Source organism: Microbacterium saperdae, from assembly GCF_006716345.1.
Classification (GTDB): domain Bacteria; phylum Actinomycetota; class Actinomycetes; order Actinomycetales; family Microbacteriaceae; genus Microbacterium; species Microbacterium saperdae.
Window position 1 is genome coordinate 701,568 of sequence record NZ_VFOX01000002.1, and the last position, 14,675, is coordinate 716,242.

Below are 14,675 nucleotides of genomic sequence, written 5' to 3' on the forward strand. Positions count from 1 at the left end.
GGACCGAGTGACAAGAGACGGATGACATGAGCGTGGTGGACGCAGCGCAGAGCGCGCAGAAGAAGGAGAGGACCGGCGGCGGTCGGTTCTGGTGGTACCTGCTGAGGCGGGTCGGCCAGGGCGGCATCGTCATCCTCATCGTGACGCTGATCGTGTTCGCGTTGCTCCACCTCGCCATGCCGAACGGTCCGGCCGCCGGCATCCTCGGGATGCAGGCCTCGCAGGAGCAGATCGATGCCTTCAATCGTGAGAACGGCTTCGATCTGCCCCTGTGGCAGCAGTACTTCAACTTCCTCGGGCAGCTCCTGCAGGGTGACCTCGGCGACTCGTTCAAGCTGAACCGCCCCGTCGCGGACGCGATCGGGCAGCGCCTGCCGAAGACCCTGATCCTCGCGCTCATCTCGATGCTGATCGCGCTCATCATCGCGATCCCGATGGGCATCTTCCAGGCTGTGCGTCGCGGCAAGGCCGCCGACTACATCCTCACGACGTGGAACTTCATCGTCTACTCCACGCCGTCCTTCTTCCTCGGACTCATCCTCGTGATCGTGTTCGCGCAGTGGCTGCGACTCGTGCCCGCGCAGGCGCCGCAGGGCGAGACCGTCGGAGACGTGCTGGCGAACCCCGCCGGTCTCGTGCTCCCCGTCGCCACCGCGGCCCTCGGCATCATCGCGACGTTCTCGCGGTACATGCGCTCCGCCACGATCGACAACCTCTCCGAGGACTACGTGCGCACCGCCAGGGCCAAGGGCACCTCGGTGCCGGTCGTGATCACCCGTCACGTCGTGCGCAACTCGCTGACTCCGGTCATCGCCATGCTGGGCTACTACCTGCCCGTCATGTTCGGCGGCATGATCGTCGTCGAGTCGCTCTTCAACTACCCGGGCATGGGGCTGCTGTTCTGGACGTCGGCGCAGACGTCCGACTACCCCGTCCTGCTCGGCTGCATCCTGGTCATCGCGCTGGCGACCGTCATCGGGTCGCTCCTCGCCGACATCATCCAGGCACTGCTCGACCCGCGCACCCGTGAGGAGCTCTCGTGAGCACGACGACCATCCTGACCCGCACGCTGACCCCGCGTCAGCGCGGCATGCGTCGCTTCCTGCAGAACAAGCTCGCGGTGTTCGGCATCGTCACGATCGCCCTGTTCCTGCTGTTCTGCTTCGTCGGACCGCTGATCCACCCCACGGATCAGGTCCACACGGACCTGCGCAACACCATGCTCCCCCCTGGCAGCCCCGGACACCCGCTCGGCACCGATGACATCGGCTACGACGTGCTCGGGCGCCTCATGATGGGCGGCCAGATCTCGATCCTCATCGGTCTCGCGGCCGGCATCCTGGCCACCGTCATCGGCACGCTGTGGGGAGCGATCGCCGGCTACGTCGGCGGCGCCGTCGACACCGTGATGATGCGCGTCGTGGACGCGGGCATCGCGATCCCGGCGACCTTCCTGCTGCTGATCCTCTCGGCCATCCTCCGACCGAGCGTGCCGCTGATGATCTGCGTGATCGGTCTGGTGTCCTGGCTCGTGCCGGCGCGTCTCGTGCGCGCCGAGTCGATCTCGCTCAAGTCGCGCGAGTACGTGCTGGCGCTGCGGGCGATGGGCGGTACCCACTCGCGCGCCGTCCTCAAGCACATCGTCCCCAACACCGTCGGCACGATCGTGGTGAACGCGACCTTCCAGGTGGCCGACGCGATCCTGCTCGTCGCCTACATCTCCTTCCTCGGGATGGGGCTGCAGAAGCCGGCCACCGACTGGGGCGCCATGCTCACCAGCGGCATCACCTACACCTACGCCGGTGCCTGGTGGCTCATCTTCCCCGCCGGATTCTGCATCGTGCTCACGGTGTGCGCGTTCAACAGCATCGGCGACGGCCTCCGCGACTTCTTCGACGTGAAGGGACGTGCCGCATGAGCGACGCGCTGCTCTCCATCACCGACCTCACCGTCACCTTCCGCACCGAGGACGGCCCGGTCGAAGCCGTCAAGGGCATCGACCTGGACGTGCGCGCCGGAGAGGTGCTCGCCCTCGTCGGCGAGTCGGGATCGGGAAAGTCGGTCACCGCGATGGCGGTGCTCAAGCTGCTGCCGCGGTCCGCGACCGTGACCGGCTCCATCCGTCTCGGCGGCCGCGAGATCCTCCCGCTCGGTGAGCCCGAGATGAACGGCATCCGCGGCGCGGAGATCTCGATGGTGTTCCAGGAGCCCATGACGGCTCTCAACCCCAGCATGCGGATCGGCGACCAGATCACGGAAGCGATCCTCAACCACGCCGGCGTCCCGAAGGCGGACGCGTGGAAGCGCGCGATCGCGCTGCTGCAGCGCGTGGGCATCCCGGAGCCGGAGCGCCGCGCGAAGAGCTACCCGCACGAGCTGTCCGGAGGTCAGCGCCAGCGCGTGGTCATCGCGATCGCGCTGGCGTGCGAGCCGCAGCTGATCATCGCCGACGAGCCGACGACCGCGCTCGACGTGACGGTGCAGGCCGAGATCCTCGACCTCATCCGTCGCCTGGCCGCCGACACGGGCACGGCATTCCTGCTCGTGACCCACAACATGGGTGTGGTCGCCGACATCGCCGACCGCGTCGCCGTCATGCTCCGCGGCACCATGGTCGAGGTGGGCAGCACGCGCGAGGTGCTCACGGCTCCGCGCGAGGACTACACGAAGAAGCTGCTCAGCGCCGTGCCCTCGCTGCCCGACATCGCCACGGTCGTCGAGCGCGCCGAGGCGGAATCGGTGCCGGACGCCGTGCTCGACATGGTCGGCGCGAGCGTCACCTACCGCCGCGGAGGGCGCTCCTTCCTCGCGCTCGACGGCGTGGACCTGCGCATCGCCCCGGGCGAGATCCTCGGCCTGGTCGGCGAATCGGGTTCCGGGAAGTCGACACTCGGCCGTGCGGCGCTCGGACTGCTGCCCCTGTCGGCCGGGAGCATGACGCTCTTCGGCGAGCAGGTCGGCCGCGGCGGCGTCGGCCGCAGACGCGAGCGCGAACTCCGCGGACGCGTCGGCGCGATCTTCCAGGATCCGGGTTCGAGCCTGGACCCGCGGATGACGGTGGGCGAGGCGATCGCCGAGCCGATGCTCGTGCAGCGCCGCAAGCTCCCGACCACGGCGACCCAGCGCCGCGCACGCGTCGCCGAGCTCCTCGACGCGGTCGAGCTGCCGACGACGTACGCCAACCGCTATCCGCACGAGCTCTCCGGAGGGCAGCGTCAGCGCATCGGCCTGGCACGGGCCATCGCCCTGGAGCCCGAGCTGATCATCGCCGACGAGCCCACCTCTGCACTGGACGTCTCGGTGCAGGCCGCCGTGCTCGAGGTGCTGCGCTCGCTGCAGGAGAAGATGCACTTCGCGTGTCTCTTCATCAGCCACGACCTCGCGGTGGTGCATCAGATCTCCGACCGCGTCGCCGTGATGCTGAAGGGCGAGATCGTCGAGACCGGTTCGGCCGACGACGTGCTCCTCGCGCCGCAGCATCCGTACAGCCGGCGCCTGCTGGCATCCGTGCCCGTCCCCGACCCGGACAAGCAGGCGCTGCGACGGGAGGCCCGTGCGGCCGCCCGGGTGATCGCTCCGTGACGGCGCTCGCTTCCGACGCGCACAGGGGCAGGAACAGGGCGGGCGACCGTGACACCGCGGTCGTGCTGGGACTCGACGTCGGCGGATCCAGCGTCAAGCATCTGCTCGCCCGTGCCGATTCGTCGATGTCGGAGCCGCCGACGCCGCTCGCGCGCGGCAGGAACGCGACGCCGATCTCGGCGCCGGCCGAAGCTCTCGCGGCCATCGCGGAGACGATCAGAGGCGACCGTGCGCTGGCGCGCCTCGTGCTCTCGATCCCCGGCATCGTGGACGAGGAGAACGGTGTGGTCATCCGCTCGGCCAACATCCCCGCGCTCGACGGATCCCCGCTGGGAAGCCAGCTCGAGACCGCGCTCGGCGTGCCGGTCGACGTGATCAACGACGGGCATGCGGCAGCGGTCGCCGAGGCCTCGTGGGGCGCGGGGGCCGGAATCGACGACGTCTTCGTCCTCGCGCTCGGCACCGGGATCGCCGGGGCGCATGTGATCGACGGGCGGGTCGTCACGGGCGCTCATGGCTCTGCGGGCGAGCTCGGCCACATCACGATCGACCCGCTGGGTCGCGCCTGCTCGTGCGGTCGCCGCGGCTGCCTGGAGACCATCATCGGAGCGCCTGCGCTGCGAGACGCGTGGACGGAGGTCGGTGGCAGAGGCGGACCCGAGGCGCTGTTCGAGGCGTTCGCGCAGGGCGACGGTGCGGCGACGGCCATCGTGCGCCGGGCATCGTCGGCGCTGGCCGAAGCCATCCTCACTCTCTGCGCGGTCGTCGACCCCGGCGGCATCGTGATCGGCGGGGGCCTCGCTCAGGCACCGCATCATCTCGTGACGCTCGCCGAGCGCTATGTGCGGGAGCGGGCGACGTTCCATCGGGTTCCCCCGATCGTCCCGGCGACCCTCGGGGGATGGGCGGGTGCCAACGGCACCGTGCTCACGGCCCTCCGCCGCCAGCGGGTCGCCGGCTAGCCTCCGTTCGATCCCGCGCCGAACGTCCAGGACACTCGCGTAAAATCAGCACAATGACCGACGAGCACCTGCCCTCCGAAGAGCCCCTGGGTGCCGGCATCGACCCCGACGATCTCGCCACGACGCTCCGAGTGCTCTCCGAGCTCCACCAGATCGACAACGAGCACCCGGACTTCGTCGCCGTCCGCCACGCGACCGCCGCGATGTTCAAGGCCGTCAAGCGCGTGCGCCGCAAGGAGATCCGCGACGCGATCGCCGACGCCGACAAGGCCGTGGTCGCCCGCACCGCCACCGGCGCTCCCGACCGCATCGACGACGAGACCCGCGGCAACGACCTCGCCACCAGCGTCGTCGACGCCCCGATCGCGGGCGAGCTCATCAAGCCCCGCAACTGCTACATCTGCAAGCAGCCCTACACGCAGGTCGACGCGTTCTACCACCAGCTCTGCCCGGACTGCGCCCGTTTCAGCCACGGCAAGCGCAACGCCCGCACCGACCTCACCGGCAAGCGAGCGCTGCTCACGGGCGGCCGCGCCAAGATCGGCATGCACATCGCACTGCGGCTGCTCCGCGACGGCGCGCACACGACCATCACGACGCGGTTCCCCCGTGACGCCGTTCGGCGGTTCTCGGCTCTGCCCGATTCGGCGGACTGGCTGCATCGGCTGCGGGTGGTCGGCATCGACCTGCGCGACCCCGCCCAGGTGATCGGCCTCGTCGATTCCGTCGCGGCGCAGGGACCGCTCGACATCCTCATCAACAACGCGGCGCAGACGGTTCGCCGCTCGCCCGGTGCGTACTCGCTGCTGGCGGATGCCGAGCTGCAGCCGCTGCCCGATGGACCTCTGCCCGAGATGGAGACATTCGGCCACACGGCCGACCCGCACCCGCAGGCGCTGCAGGCCTCCGTCGACGCGCATCCGCTGCTGTCGGTCGCTGCTCTCGGCGGCACGGTCGCCGAACAGGGCGGCCAGGCGCTCACGGCCGAGGACCTCGCGCGGCTCGCGATGGCCCCCGGATCCTCCTCGCTCGAGAAGCACGCCGACGGCACCGCGATCGACGCCGGGGGACTCGTGCCCGATGTGAACCGGGTCAACAGCTGGGTGCAGTCGATCGACCAGGTCGACCCGCTCGAGATGCTCGAGGTGCAGCTCGCGAACACCACGGCGCCGTTCCTGCTGATCAGCCGGCTGCGTGCATCGATGGCGGCATCCTCCTCGCACCGCAAGTACGTGGTGAACGTGTCGGCCATGGAGGGGCAGTTCTCCCGCCGCTACAAGGGCCCAGGACACCCGCACACGAACATGGCGAAGGCGGCGCTGAACATGCTCACGCGCACCAGTGCCGGCGAGATGCTCGAGAAGGACGGCATCCTGATGACCGCCGTCGACACCGGGTGGATCACCGACGAGCGCCCGCACTACACCAAGGTGCGCCTGGCCGAGGAGGGTTTCCACGCCCCGCTCGACCTGGTCGACGGCGCGGCCCGCGTGTACGACCCGATCGTGCGCGGCGAGGCCGGCGACGACATCCACGGCGTCTTCCTGAAGGACTACGAGCCCAGCCCCTGGTGAGGTCCGGCTGATCGTGGAGCGGTGGCCGCCGGCCGCAGGATGATCAGTGTTTTGTCCAGGCTCCCCCGCAATCTGGCCATGGGGGAGAGCCCCGTATCTTCCTAGTCTCGATGTGACCGCCCGGGCGATTCCCGCCCGGCGCTGCCGATCCAGACAAGGACGTTCCGCCATGGCACCCTCTTCTCCCGCATCCCCGGCGAACGCCCTGATGGATTCGACCGAGGGAGGTGCGGCGGGCGCCCCGGGGCGGATCACTCTTCCGGAAGCGCCGCGCGAGCTGGCGTCACGTCTCGAGGCCGGGGAGACCATCGCCTGGAGGGAGCCGCTCCGCATCCTCACGTATGCCGCCGGGGAGCCCAGTCGCTACCCGATGTATCTCGACCAGCGCGTCTACCAGGGCTCGAGCGGGAAGATCTATCCGCTTCCGTTCACCGAGCAGGTCGCCGAGGACGGAGAGCCGCGCGACTGGCAGGCCATCCATCTCGAGAACCGCTACGTACGTCTGGTGATCCTGCCGGAGCTCGGCGGACGCATCCACATCGGCTTCGACAAGACCACCGGCTACGACTTCTTCTACCGCAACAACGTCATCAAGCCTGCGCTGGTCGGGCTGGGCGGCCCGTGGATCAGCGGCGGCGTCGAGTTCAACTGGCCGCAGCACCATCGCCCGGCCACCTATCTCCCCGTCGAGACCAGCATCGAGCACGAGGATGACGGATCGGTCACGGTGTGGTGCCACGATCATGACCCCTTCGCGCGCATGTCGGCGCAGCACGGCATCCGTCTGCGTCGCGACAGCTCGGTCGTGGAACTGAGGGTGCGTCTGCACAACCGCACGATGGAGCGGCAGACGTTCCTCTGGTGGGCGAACGTCGCCGCCTTCGTGCACGACGGCTATCAGTCGTTCTTCCCGGAGGATGTGCGCTACGTCGCCGACCACGCACGGCGTGCCCTCACGGCGTTCCCCGAGGCGGATCGTCCCTACTACGGCGTCGACTACCCCGCCCTGGCTGCGGAGCGTCCTGGTGCCGACCGCATCGACTGGTATCGCAACATCCCCGTGCCCACCTCCTACATGATCGTGGACTCGGCCCAGGACTACTTCGGCGGCTACGACCATGACGCCGGCGCCGGATTCGTGCACTGGGCCGAGCGCCGGATCTCCCCCGGCAAGAAGCAGTGGACCTGGGGCGATGCCCCCTTCGGTCGCGCCTGGGACGCCCAGCTCACCGACGCCGACGGGCCCTATGTGGAGCTGATGGCCGGCGTGTACACCGACAACCAGCCCGACTTCAGCTGGCTGCTGCCGGGGGAGACGAAGACCTTCAGCCAGTACTGGTTCCCGATCCCGGCGATCGGCGTCGCGCATCAGGCGACCACGGATGCGGCGGTGCACGTCGACCGCGGGGCGGTCACTCGCGCGGTGGCCGCCGTCACCTCGCCGCGACCCGACGCGACGCTCGCGATCCTGCAGGACGGAGAGGTCGTGGCGTCACGCCGTGCCGACCTGGAACCCGGCGTGCCCTTCGCGCTGCAGGCGGATGCATCGGGAACCGGGCTCGGCGTCGAGCTGAGGGCTGCAGACGGGACCCTGCTCGTGCGCTGGGAGCCGGTCGACACGGATGACGAGGAGCCCTGGGTCGCCGAGGAGCCCCCCGCCCCCGCGGCCATCGCCTCGGTCGAGGAGCTGTATCTCACGGGGCTCCACCTCAGTCAGTACCGGCATCCGACGCGCTCGCCGCTGCCCTACTGGGACGCCGCGCTCGAGATCGATCCCGACGATGTGCGCACCAACCTCGCGCTCGCCGATCGCGAGTATCGCCGCGGTGGATATGCGGCGGCACTCGCACGGGTCGACAGGGCGCTCGCCCGCCTCACGCGCCGCAATGCCAACCCGCAGGATGCGGAGGCGTTCTACCTGCGCGGGCTGATCCTGGAACGGCTCGGACGCCGCGCCGAGGCTGAGGAGGCCTGGGGTAAAGCGGGGTGGGATGCCACCTGGTCCGCGGCGGCAGGGTTCGCGTTGGCCCGTTCGCATGCGGCGCACGGGCGCGATCGCGCTGCCCTGCGGGTGATCGAGAGCATCGACGGCGCGACCGGGCACGACGCACGCCGCGTCGCCCTGCGTGCGATCGTGCTGCGGCGTCTCGGGCGTGCCGACGAAGCTCACGCCCTGCTCTCCGAGGCGCTGCTGGTCGATCCGCTGGACTCGACGCTGCGCATCCTGGCCGGCGATCTGTCGGGCGAGGACCCCGGTCTCCTGCTCGACGCCGCACTCGATCTGCGGGCGGCGGGCGAGGACCAGCTCGCGCTCGAACTGCTGGCTCGGGTCGACGCGCTGCCGTTCGACCCGAGCGGGAACCGGAAGCCGCTCGCGCTCTATCTGTCCGCGGTCATCCTGGAGGGTGCGGGGAGGGCGGAGGAGGCTGCTCACGCTCGGGCGCGCGCACGTGCTCGAGATCTCACGTGGGCGTTCCCTTCCGGGCTCGATGCTCTCGATGCGCTCGACGCGGCGATCCGGGTCGACCCCTCCGATCCCACCGCCCGCCACCTGCGCGGCATGCTGCTGTACGGGCTCGGCCGCCGTCGCGACGCCGCGGAGGACTGGGACCGGGCGATCGCCGCGGGGCTCGAGGATACGGTGCTGCTGCGCAACGCGGCCCTGGCGGCGTACAACATCCGCCACGATGATGAGCGGGCCTGGGCGCTGTACTCCGAGGCGATCGCTCTCGCTCCGGACGATGCGCGACTGCGATACGAGCAGGATCAGCTCGCCGTCCGGTTGGGCCGTTCCTCCGCCGAGAGGCTGGAGAGCCTGCGGCCGGTGGTCTCCACGGTCCTGACTCGCGACGACCTGACGATCTCCTATCTGAGCCTGCTGATCGAGGCGGGCGAGGCGGCCGAAGCCCTGCGCATCCTCACCGAGCGCTCGTTCCACCCGTGGGAGGGCGGCGAAGGGCAGGCGCTCGGGGTGTGGGACGCGGCGCACCACGCGCTCGGACTCCCGCAGAGCGACCCGCCCGCATCGCTCGGCGAGACGCGTTCGCCCTACACGCCCCCGGTCGCCAGGGACGATGAGGGTGTCACCGACTACTTCGCGACGAGCCTGCCCGAGCTTCTGCTCTTCGCCCGTGAACAGTCGGAGGGCTGAGCGGGTGGCGCGCATCCCGCTGAGCGGTGAGCAGTGCGTGCTGCAGGGACACGGCTACCGCGCCGAGATCGCGACGGTGGGCGCGACGCTCCGCAGTCTGAGCCACCGTGGTCGACCGCTGATCGCCGGGTTCCACGCCGACCGCGTGCGCCCGGCGATGCGCGGAGCGCTCCTGGTGCCGTGGCCCAACCGCACCGCCGACGGTCGATACGACTTCGCCGGGGAGAGCCACAGGCTGCCGCTCGATGAGCCGGATACGCGCACCGCCGTGCACGGACTCGTCGCGTGGTCGTCGTTCGAGGTAATCGACCGTGACGACGAGAGCGTCACCCTGCAGGCGACGCTCGAACCGCGTCCCGGGTATCCGTGGCGACTGCGGGTGCGCGCCGCCTTCCAGCTCGAGTCCGGCGGGCTGCGGCAGGAGATCACGGTCGAGAACGACTCCGAGCGCACGGCCCCGGTCGGGATCGGAGGGCACCCCTACCTGCTGGCGGGCCCGGCGGAGGACGGGGGTGTCGACGGCTGGCAGCTCGAGGTCGACGCGCAGCACGTGCTGCTGACCTCCGCGGAACGCATGCTTCCCGAAGGGCTGGTCGCGGTGGACGAACGACCCGAGTTCGACTTCCGCACGCCCCGTCGAATCGGTCGGACCGCGCTCAACAACTCCTATACGGGGTGGGGACGGTCCGCAGACGGCATCGCGGCGATCAGTCTGCGCGATGCCCAGGGAGCGGGCGTGAGAATAGCCTGGGATCGGCGCTGCGACTGGGCGCACCTCTACAGCTCCGACGAGCCGGTGGACGGCATCCGTCGCGCGGCGCTCGCCGTCGAACCGATGACCTGCCCGCCCGACGCGCTGAACTCCGGCACCGGTCTGCTCGCCGTCCACCCCGGGCGGAGCGTCGACGCCGGCTGGCTCCTCAGCGCGCTCTGACTCCTTCATCCATCATCGTTATGTCTAGGTTTCCCATGAAATGCTTCCTGTTGCCGCGGAAAACGCCGCCTTACGTTTGTGAAATGTTCACCGACGAACGCTCAGCTCAACGAACCGAGCGCCCCACCCGGAAGGCGGCACCTGATGGCCGTTGACGTCGCTCCGCTCGTCTCGACGCGCAGCCCGCGAGGCGGCCGCGTCCGGATGTCGGTCTCGGCCGCGCACCGTGGCGACGCGAGGATGGCGTGGCTGCTGATCGCTCCCGCGCTGCTCGGGTTCCTCGTGTTCGCGGTCTACCCGACTCTGCGCGGCATCTACCTCAGCTTCACCGACTTCCGTGTGATCGGAGACGCCAACTGGATCGGCGGCGCGAACTTCGTGCGCATGATGGGCGACGAGGTGTTCTGGAACTCCCTGCGGGTGACGGTCTACTACGTGCTGCTGTCCGCCGGCGGGGTGATCGTGTTGTCGCTCGTGACCGCCGTGATCCTGCATCGGCTGACCACCTCGACCACGATCCGCAGCGTCATCATCATCCCGTTCCTCGTGTCGAACATCGTCGCCGGTGTGATCTGGACCTGGATGATGGACTCCCAGCTCGGCATCGCGAACGAACTGCTCGAGGCCGTCGGCATCCCGCGCATCCAGTTCTTCACCGACCCCGCATGGGCGATCCCGGCGCTGGCCGCTGTCACGGTGTGGAAAGGGCTCGGCTACACCACGATCCTCCTGTTCGTGGGGCTCCAGGCGATCCCCGTCCAGGTCTACGAGGCGGGGCGGCTGGACGGCGCGAGCGAGTTCCAGATGTTCCGGCGGATCACGATTCCGCTACTGCGCCCGGTGCTCGCGATGGTCGTGATCCTCACCATCATCAACTGCTTCCAGATCTTCGACCTGGTGCAGGTGACGACGAAGGGCGGACCCGAGAACTCCACCAACGTGCTGCAGAACTACATCTACAGCAAGGCCTTCGGGCAGTTCGACTTCGGTTACGCCTCGGCGATCTCCCTCGGGCTGTTCCTGATCATGCTCGTCATCACCTTCGTGCAGATGCGCCTGTCGCGTATCAACGAGTCGGACACGGACTAAGGGGTCGTCATGGCAACCACGCACATCGAACGCCGCAAGCACCGCCCCTTCAGCATCGGCAGGGCGGCCGGGTGGACCTATCTCGGCATCGTCCTGGTCGTGACGGTGTTCCCCTTCTACTGGATCCTGCGCACGGCGCTGTCGAACAACAAGGCGCTCGCGACCGATCCGAGCTCGCTGCTTCCGGTCGATTTCACCGTCGAGGCCTTCCGGCGCGTGCTCGGCATCGCCACCCTCGCCGAGGCGCAGGCGCAGGGCGGCAACGTCGCCGGCTTCGACATCGGGATCTACATGCGCAACTCGGTGATCTACGCCGGCGTCTCGACCGTGCTCGTCGTGCTGTTCTCCGCGCTCGCCGCCTACGCGTTCTCCCGCCTGGAATGGCGAGGACGCAATCTGGTCTTCGGGGTGCTGATGGTCGCGCTGATGGTTCCCGGGATCATGACCCTGCTCCCGAACTTCGTGTTCATCAAGCAGCTCGGACTGGTCAACACCTTCGCGGGGCTGATCCTGCCGGGTGCCCTGTTCTCGGCGTTCAACATCTTCTTCCTGCGCCAGTTCTTCCTCGGTATCAGCCGGGAGGTCGAGGAAGCAGCGATCATCGACGGCGCCGGGCGGCTGCGAGTCATGTTCCGCATCATCATGCCGATGGCCCAGGGCCCGATCGTGACTCTGCTCATCCTCGGATTCATCGGTGCCTGGAACGACTACTTCTGGCCGCTCCTGGTGTCGACCTCCGGTGATGAGGTGCGACCGCTTACCCTCGCCCTGGCGGTGTTCCGGCAATCGGCGCCCGGGACGGCGACCGACTGGGCCGGCCTCATGGCCGCGGCGCTGATCGCCGCGGTGCCCATGTTCCTCATCTTCATGATCTTCGGACGCCGGATCGTGAACTCGATCGGCTTCTCCGGCGTCCGCTGAACCCGCAACACCGACATCCACTGCAATCGAAGGAATCAGAGATGACTACACGATCGACCTTCCAGAGGGTCGCACTGCTCACCGCGACGGCGTCGTTGCTCGTGCCCCTCGCTGCCTGCTCCACGGGCAGCGGCGATGAGGCAGGCGGAAAGGTCCCGATCCAATGGTGGACCTGGGACCAGGGTCAGTCGCTGTCGTACGAGAAGTGCGCCGCGGCCTTCAACGAGGCGAACCCCGACATCGACGTCACGGTCTCGTACTACAACTGGAACGACTACTGGACCAAGCTCACGGCCGGATTCGTCGCGGGCGATGCGCCCGACACCTTCATGAACCACGCGAACTACTTCCCCGAGTACGTGTCGCAGGGGCAGCTGCTCGCGCTCGACGACCTGATCGCGTCGAGCGACTTCGACCTCGACCGTTTCAGCGTGGGGATCGACACCTGGACGTACACCGACGGCAAGCACTACGGCCTGCCGAAGGACTGGGCGACCGAGGTCTGGTACTACAACGAGGACGCCGTCGCGGACGCCGGTCTCACCGCCGACGACATGCAGAACATGACGTGGGCGCCCGACGGCAGCGGCACGTTCGGCGAGATCGTGAAGAAGCTCACGGTCGACGCGAACGGGGTGCACGGCGACCAGCCGGGCTTCGACAAGGACAACGTGGCCGTCTACGGTCTGATGCCGATGGGCCTTCAGGGCAACAACGGTCAGGACAGCTGGAGCGGCTTCCTCTCGACGACGGGCTGGACGCTGGGCGACGAGAAGAACTGGCCGACGCGCTTCCAGTACGACGACCAGGGCTTCCAGGACTCCCTCGACTGGATCCGCAGCCTGAGCGCGGACGGTTTCAGCCCGAAGAACGGCGCCTTCACGACCGAGATCGCCGACTGGCTCGGCTCGGGCAAGATCGCGATGGCAGGCAGCCACACCGCCAACCTCGGCGCGCTGACCAGCATCGAGGGCGTGAACATCTCGTTCGCCCCGACCGTGATCGGCGAGGACGGGAAGCGCAGCTCGCTCACGAACTCGAACGGCGACTCGATCTGGGCCGGCACCAAGCACCCGGACGAGGCCTGGAAGTGGGTCTCCTTCCTCGGATCCCCGGACTGCCAGAGCCTCGCGGGCGAGGACGGGACCTTCTTCCCGTCGATCCCGGAGTCGATGAAGGTCACCCAGGAGGCGATGCTCGAGAAGGGCATCGATGTGGCGCCGCTCGTCGAGCTGGTGGAGAGCGGACAGACGTTCACCACCCCGGTGTTCCAGCGCGGTGGTGAGCTCGATGCGACGCTGAAGCCGATGTGGGAGAAGTTCTGGAACTTCTCGGCCGACGCCGAGATCTTCGATCAGATGGCGGCGGAGTCCGAGCGGATCCTCGCTCAGCAGTGATCGCAGCCGTGTGCGGCGGAGTGCCCCCGGCTCCGTCGCACACGGTCGCCCAGAGAGAACATCGATAGGAGTCGCTCATGCCGCTGTCCGTCCTCTACATCGGCGGGACCGGCGTCATCTCCTCCGCCTGCGTCCGGGCCTCGCTCGCTCTGGGTCATGAGGTGCACGTCCTCCATCGCGGCACGGGCGGCGGGCACGGGACGCCTCCGGGGGTGATCGAGCATCGCGGTGATATCCGCGACCCCGAGTCGGTGCGGCGCGCTCTTGGGGGCCGCACGTTCGACGTCGTCGCCGATTTCATCGCCTTCGTCCCGGAGCATGTCACGACCGCCCTCGAGCTCTTCGCGGATTCCGGCCAGTACGTCTTCATCAGCTCCACCTCGGCGTACCAGAAGCCGGCGGCGATCCTGCCGATTCGGGAGTCGACGCCCCTCCGCAATCCGTACTTCCCCTATTCGCGCGACAAGATCGCCTGTGAGGACCTGCTGGTGCGCGAATACCGCGCCACCGGCGCGCCGGTCACGATCGTGCGGCCGTCGTACACCTACGACCGGACTCTCTTCCCGATGGACAGCGGATGGTCCGTGGTGGAACGGATGCGGGAAGGCTCGCCGATCCTGCTCCCGGATGGCGGGCGACCGCTGTGCACCCTGACGCATGCGGAGGATTTCGCCGCGACGTTCGTGCGGCTCCTCGGGGATCCGCGCACGCACGGCGAGAGCTTCCACATCACCGCGGACACGGCGATCAGCTGGCGTCAGGCCTTCGATGCGGTCGCAGCCGCGATCGGCGCCTCCCCTGACTACGTGGCGGCGTCCTCGGAGGAGATCGCGGCCAGCGACGGCGGATGGGGTGAGATCCTTCTCGGAGACCGCGCGCATTCCTCGGTCTTCGACAACGGCAAGGTGCGATCCCTGGTTCCCTCGCACGCACCCGGAATCGGATTCGCCGAAGGCGCCAGGCAGATCGTGGAATGGCACGACCGCACGCCCTCGGTTCAGGTCAGGGACCGCGAGCGCGAACGCCTGATGGACGAGCTCATCGGGCGCCACCGTGGGGGATGAA

11 protein-coding genes are annotated in these 14,675 nt (G+C 68.7%); all 11 read left to right on the forward strand.

All coding sequences use genetic code 11. From position 1 onward, the window contains the following. Window positions 1-26 precede the first annotated feature (26 nt). Complete coding sequence (locus FB560_RS17990) at window positions 27-1,043, forward strand: ABC transporter permease (protein WP_141874083.1); 1,017 nt, start codon at window positions 27-29, stop codon at window positions 1,041-1,043. Next, complete coding sequence (locus FB560_RS17995; protein ID WP_229672992.1) at window positions 1,040-1,918, forward strand: ABC transporter permease; 879 nt, start codon at window positions 1,040-1,042, stop codon at window positions 1,916-1,918. The genes FB560_RS17990 and FB560_RS17995 overlap by 4 nt, the downstream gene beginning before the upstream one ends. After that, window positions 1,915-3,582 (forward strand): ABC transporter ATP-binding protein, encoded by a 1,668-nt coding sequence (locus FB560_RS18000; protein WP_141874084.1) that lies wholly within the window; start codon window positions 1,915-1,917, stop codon window positions 3,580-3,582. The genes FB560_RS17995 and FB560_RS18000 overlap by 4 nt, the downstream gene beginning before the upstream one ends. Further along, a complete protein-coding gene (locus FB560_RS18005) occupies window positions 3,579-4,544 on the forward strand; it encodes an ROK family protein (protein ID WP_170198206.1) in 966 nt (321 codons plus the stop codon). Before FB560_RS18000 ends, FB560_RS18005 begins: the two co-directional genes overlap by 4 nt. Window positions 4,545-4,597: 53 nt before the next feature. After that, window positions 4,598-6,118: an SDR family NAD(P)-dependent oxidoreductase gene (locus FB560_RS18010; RefSeq protein ID WP_141874086.1), complete on the forward strand. Its 1,521-nt coding sequence runs from the start codon at window positions 4,598-4,600 to the stop codon at window positions 6,116-6,118. Between the two features lie 169 nt (window positions 6,119-6,287). Further along, window positions 6,288-9,269: a DUF5107 domain-containing protein gene (locus FB560_RS18015; RefSeq protein WP_141874087.1), complete on the forward strand. Its 2,982-nt coding sequence runs from the start codon at window positions 6,288-6,290 to the stop codon at window positions 9,267-9,269. A gap of 4 nt (window positions 9,270-9,273) precedes the next feature. After that, window positions 9,274-10,203 carry an aldose 1-epimerase family protein gene (locus tag FB560_RS18020; protein ID WP_170198207.1) on the forward strand — a complete coding sequence of 310 codons (930 nt, stop codon included), beginning with the start codon at window positions 9,274-9,276 and terminating at the stop codon, window positions 10,201-10,203. Between the two features lie 144 nt (window positions 10,204-10,347). Next, window positions 10,348-11,292, forward strand: coding sequence for a carbohydrate ABC transporter permease (locus FB560_RS18025; protein ID WP_229672994.1), 945 nt, complete (start codon window positions 10,348-10,350; stop codon window positions 11,290-11,292). Between the two features lie 9 nt (window positions 11,293-11,301). Beyond that, complete coding sequence (locus FB560_RS18030; protein WP_141874089.1) at window positions 11,302-12,213, forward strand: carbohydrate ABC transporter permease; 912 nt, start codon at window positions 11,302-11,304, stop codon at window positions 12,211-12,213. Window positions 12,214-12,254: 41 nt separating this feature from the next. Further along, the gene (locus FB560_RS18035; protein ID WP_141874090.1) at window positions 12,255-13,610 is read left to right on the forward strand and encodes an ABC transporter substrate-binding protein; all 1,356 of its coding nucleotides are present in this window, start codon (window positions 12,255-12,257) and stop codon (window positions 13,608-13,610) included. Between the two features lie 77 nt (window positions 13,611-13,687). Next, on the forward strand, window positions 13,688-14,674 hold the full coding sequence (locus tag FB560_RS18040; RefSeq protein WP_141874091.1) for an NAD-dependent epimerase/dehydratase family protein: 987 nt from the start codon (window positions 13,688-13,690) through the stop codon (window positions 14,672-14,674). Window position 14,675: the final 1 nt, after the last annotated feature.